Raw genomic sequence first — 5,429 nt, 5'->3', positions numbered from 1 at the left:
ATATAACAAAAAAAGCTCATCAACATGGTTGATGAGCTTTTAAAAAAAACTGGCGGCGACCTACTCTCCCGCTTTCGCAGTACCATCGGCGCTAGAGGGCTTAACTTCTGTGTTCGGAATGGGAACAGGTGAGCCCCTCTGCTAAAACCACCCTAAATATGTATTTAGATGGCAGATTTCAGATAAAAGATTTCAGACTTTATGGTCTGATTTCTGATGTCTTACATCTGATGTCTATTTATCGATAAAAACTTTCACAAAGAGTAAACCTTTGATGCACTTACGAAGCGCGCCTTATTAGGCTATAAATCTACGGGTAATTAGTACTACTCGGCTATGCCATTACTGACTTTACACCTGTAGCCTATCAACGTTGTCATCTCCAACGACCCTTAAAAGATGTCTCATCTTGAGGCAGGTTTCGCACTTATATGCTTTCAGTGCTTATCCTTTCCAAACGTAGCTACTCAGCGGTGCACCTGGCGGTACAACTGATACACCAGAGGTTTGTTCAAATCGGTCCTCTCGTACTAGATTCAAGCCCTCTCAAACATCTAACGCCCGCAATAGATAGAGACCGAACTGTCTCACGACGTTCTGAACCCAGCTCGCGTGCCACTTTAATGGGCGAACAGCCCAACCCTTGGGACCTTCTCCAGCCCCAGGATGTGACGAGCCGACATCGAGGTGCCGAACCTCCCCGTCGATGTGAGCTCTTGGGGGAGACTAGCCTGTTATCCCCGGAGTACCTTTTATCCTATGAGCGATGGCCCTTCCATACGGAACCACCGGATCACTATGTCCTGCTTTCGCACCTGATCGACTTGTAGGTCTCACAGTCAAGCACCCTTATGCCATTACACTCTACGCACGGTTACCAAGCGTGCTGAGGGTACCTTTGAAAGCCTCCGTTACTCTTTTGGAGGCGACCACCCCAGTCAAACTACCCACCACGCAATGTCCTTGATTTCTCAAGTTAGGCTCCAAATAAACAAAGGGTGGTATTTCAACGTTGACTCCACGAACACTAGCGTGCCCGCTTCAAAGTCTCCCACCTATCCTACACATTGTTTATTCAAAGTCAATACGAAGTTATAGTAAAGGTTCACAGGGTCTTTTCGTCCCATTGCGGGTAATCGGCATCTTCACCGATACTACAATTTCACAGAGCTCATGGTTGAGACAGTGCCCAGATCGTTACACCATTCGTGCAGGTCGGAACTTACCCGACAAGGAATTTCGCTACCTTAGGACCGTTATAGTTACGGCCGCCGTTTACTGGGGCTTCAGTCAATTGCTTCGCTTGCGCTAACAACCTTCCTTAACCTTCCAGCACCGGGCAGGTGTCAGACCCTATACAGCATCTTTCGATTTAGCAGAGTCCTGTGTTTTTGATAAACAGTCGCCTGGGCCTCTTCACTGCGGCCACCATTGCTGATGGCGTCTCTTCTTCCGAAGTTACGAGACTATTTTGCCTAGTTCCTTAACCATGATTCACTCTAGCACCTTAGGATTCTCTCCTCGACTACCTGTGTCGGTTTTGGTACGGGTTGCTTCACTTCGGCTTTTCTTGGAATCTATTTCCCTGCAGCAGCTTCGCCCGAAGGCTAGGCCTTGACTATTCCGTCAGTCTCCAGCAAGTACGTAAATCCGTCCCCTTTTTAGTGTGAGCAAGTATGGGAATATTAACCCATTGTCCATCCACTTCCCCTTTCGGGTTCGCGTTAGGTCCCGACTAACCCTCAGCTGATTAGCATGGCTGAGGAAACCTTAGTCTTTCGGTGAGCGGGTTTCTCGCCCGCTTTATCGTTACTTATGCCTACATTTTCTTTTCTATCCGCTCCACAATACCTCACGATACTGCTTCGGCGCAAATAGAATGCTCCCCTACCAGATATAACTCAAAAGTTATAAATCCATAGCTTCGGTACTATACTTATGCCCGATTATTATCCATGCCGAACCGCTCGACTAGTGAGCTGTTACGCACTCTTTAAATGAATGGCTGCTTCCAAGCCAACATCCTAGCTGTCAATGCAGTTCAACCGCGTTATTTCAACTTAGTATAGATTTGGGGACCTTAGCTGTTGGTCCGGGTTCTTTCCCTCTCGGACATGGACCTTAGCACCCATGCCCTCACTGCCGACGAACATTTATTAGCATTCGGAGTTTGTCAGGAATTGGTAGGATTTGACTCCCCCGCATCCAATCAGTAGCTCTACCTCTAATAAACTTTACATCGACGCTGCACCTAAATGCATTTCGGGGAGTACGAGCTATCTCCCAGTTTGATTGGCCTTTCACCCCTACCCACAAGTCATCCGAAGACTTTTCAACGTCAACCGGTTCGGTCCTCCACTTTGTGTTACCAAAGCTTCAACCTGCCCATGGGTAGATCACAAGGTTTCGCGTCTAATCCTACTAACTATGCGCCCTATTCAGACTCGCTTTCGCTCCGCCTCCGCACCTGAAGTGCTTAAGCTCGCTAGTAAAATTAACTCGTAGGCTCATTATGCAAAAGGCACGCCGTCACCCAACTTGTGGGCTCCGACCGCTTGTAGGCGTACGGTTTCAGGTTCTCTTTCACCCTTCTATTCGAAGTGCTTTTCACCTTTCCTTCACAGTACTTGTTCACTATCGGTCTTTCAGGAGTATTTAGCCTTGGAGGATGGTCCCCCCATATTCAGACAGGATTTCACGTGTCCCGCCCTACTCATTTATCATCTAAATATGCCTTTCAATTACGGGGCTATCACCCTCTATGGCTGTTCTTTCCAGAACATTCTTCTAAACATATAAAGACTTTTGGGCTAATCCGCTTTCGCTCGCCACTACTTACGGAATCTCTTCGATTTCTTTTCCTCCGGGTACTTAGATGTTTCAGTTCTCCGGGTTTGCTCCTCTTACGAGGTGACTGGTCTTCAACCAGCCGGGTTGCCCCATTCGGACATCTGCGGATCAATTCGTGTGTGCCGATCCCCGCAGCTTTTCGCAGCTTACCACGTCCTTCGTCGCCTCTGAAAGCCTAGGCATCCGCCATACGCCCTTAACGATTTCTTTCCTAATATTTAAATTAGTTCAGTATTTTTTGTAAGGTATTAATACCTTACAATATTTTTGTAAACTCCGCACTCGTAAGTGCTCGGTTTTCTCTTTGTGATGTTCTTATCGTTAATGTCAATGATCTTATGTCTTATTAGTTCCCTGATGAACAGATATTGTTTTTGGCTCTATCCATAACTTTTAAATCAGATTCCTAATACTGTGGAGAATAAGGGAGTCGAACCCTTGACCTCCTGCGTGCAAGGCAGGCGCTCTAGCCAGCTGAGCTAATTCCCCTCTAGTAGACTTCAGATATCAGATTCTAGATATCAGACTTTTATGTCTGAACTCTCATATCTGATGTCTTCCCGTCTTATAATTAGTAGTCTCGGGCAGGCTCGAACTGCCGACCTCTACATTATCAGTGTAGCGCTCTAACCAGCTGAGCTACGAGACTGTCTGTTTAGACTATTAGTTTCAAGATGCTAGATACAAGACTTTTCTTGTCTTGATTCTTGCCTCTTGGCTCTTGTATCTCTTCCCTATTACTAATTTCTAGTGGGTGTATTTTTTTAATACCAACCAAAGTAAAAAACTAAAGCCTCTTTTGAGTAAGTGCTTGTGATACTTTAAGTATCTTGTTTGTTTAACGTCTAAAGACGCTCTAAAATGAGATGTTCCAGCCGCACCTTCCGGTACGGCTACCTTGTTACGACTTAGCCCTAGTTACTTGTTTTACCCTAGGCAGCTCCTTTTACGGTCACCGACTTCAGGTACCCCAAACTTCCATGGCTTGACGGGCGGTGTGTACAAGGCCCGGGAACGTATTCACCGCGCCATGGCTGATGCGCGATTACTAGCGATTCCAGCTTCATAGAGTCGAGTTGCAGACTCCAATCCGAACTGAGACCGGCTTTCGAGATTTGCATCCAGTCACCTGGTAGCTGCCCTCTGTACCGGCCATTGTATTACGTGTGTGGCCCAAGACGTAAGGGCCGTGATGATTTGACGTCATCCCCACCTTCCTCTCTACTTGCGTAGGCAGTCTCACTAGAGTCCCCAACTGAATGATGGCAACTAGTGACAGGGGTTGCGCTCGTTGCAGGACTTAACCTAACACCTCACGGCACGAGCTGACGACAACCATGCAGCACCTTGAAAATTGTCCGAAGAAGGATCTATTTCTAAATCTGTCAATTCCCATTTAAGTCTTGGTAAGGTTCCTCGCGTATCATCGAATTAAACCACATAATCCACCGCTTGTGCGGGCCCCCGTCAATTCCTTTGAGTTTCAATCTTGCGATCGTACTCCCCAGGTGGCTAACTTATCACTTTCGCTTGGTCTCTGAATCCGAAAATCCAAAAACGAGTTAGCATCGTTTACGGCGTGGACTACCAGGGTATCTAATCCTGTTCGCTACCCACGCTTTCGTCCATCAGCGTCAGTTAAATCTTAGTGACCTGCCTTCGCAATTGGTGTTCTAAGTAATATCTATGCATTTCACCGCTACACTACTTATTCCAGCCACTTCAAATTTACTCAAGACCTGCAGTATCAATGGCAGTTTCATAGTTAAGCTATGAGATTTCACCACTGACTTACAGGCCCGCCTACGGACCCTTTAAACCCAATAAATCCGGATAACGCTTGCACCCTCCGTATTACCGCGGCTGCTGGCACGGAGTTAGCCGGTGCTTATTCGTACAGTACCTTCAGCTACCCTCACGAGAGTAGGTTTATCCCTGTACAAAAGAAGTTTACAATCCATAGGACCGTCATCCTTCACGCGGGATGGCTGGATCAGGCTTTCACCCATTGTCCAATATTCCTCACTGCTGCCTCCCGTAGGAGTCTGGTCCGTGTCTCAGTACCAGTGTGGGGGATCTCCCTCTCAGGACCCCTAAAGATCATTGACTTGGTGAGCCGTTACCTCACCAACTATCTAATCTTGCGCGTGCCCATCTCTATCCACCGGAGTTTTCAATAATCAATGATGCCATCAATTATATTATGGGGTATTAATCTTCCTTTCGAAAGGCTATCCCCCAGATAAAGGTAGGTTGCACACGTGTTACGCACCCGTGCGCCGCTCTCTGGATAGCAAGCTATCCATACCGCTCGGCTTGCATGTGTTAGGCCTCCCGCTAGCGTTCATCCTGAGCCAGGATCAAACTCTCCATTGTATGTTTGTCTGACTCACTCAAAAAATTGACGCTTTAGTTTTTCCTTACTTTTTTGGTTGTTATTGTATTTTCAATGATCTCTTTTCTTCCGCTTTTTTTCAGAGAAATTTTTCTGTCGTTTCATTCCCTGATTTGCGTGTGCAAAAGTATAAACTATTTTCTAATTGACCAAATCTTTTTGAGGAAAATTTTAAAACTTTTTT

At 46.5% G+C, this 5,429-nt stretch carries 2 tRNA genes and 3 rRNA genes; all 5 read right to left on the bottom strand.

Features of this window, described 5'->3' with window-relative positions:
* Positions 1 to 47: 47 nt before the first annotated feature.
* Positions 48 to 155, bottom strand: a 5S ribosomal RNA gene (rrf, locus tag NOV28_RS11165).
* A gap of 145 nt (positions 156 to 300) precedes the next feature.
* Positions 301 to 3,060: ribosomal RNA gene (locus tag NOV28_RS11160) — 23S ribosomal RNA — on the bottom strand.
* Positions 3,061 to 3,265: 205 nt separating this feature from the next.
* Positions 3,266 to 3,339 (bottom strand) — tRNA-Ala (locus tag NOV28_RS11155).
* Positions 3,340 to 3,425: 86 nt separating this feature from the next.
* Positions 3,426 to 3,499: transfer RNA gene (locus NOV28_RS11150), tRNA-Ile, on the bottom strand.
* 210 nt (positions 3,500 to 3,709) lie between these two features.
* Positions 3,710 to 5,226: ribosomal RNA gene (locus NOV28_RS11145) — 16S ribosomal RNA — on the bottom strand.
* Together the 16S, 23S and 5S rRNA genes with 2 tRNA genes alongside form the textbook arrangement of a ribosomal RNA operon.
* Positions 5,227 to 5,429 lie beyond the last annotated feature (203 nt).

The sequence above is a fragment of the Kaistella montana genome (assembly GCF_024436175.1).
Taxonomy (GTDB): Bacteria; Bacteroidota; Bacteroidia; order Flavobacteriales; family Weeksellaceae; genus Kaistella; species Kaistella montana.
The sequence above is the reverse complement of the archived record's forward strand: the minus strand, read 5'-3'. Positions and strand labels throughout refer to the sequence as shown.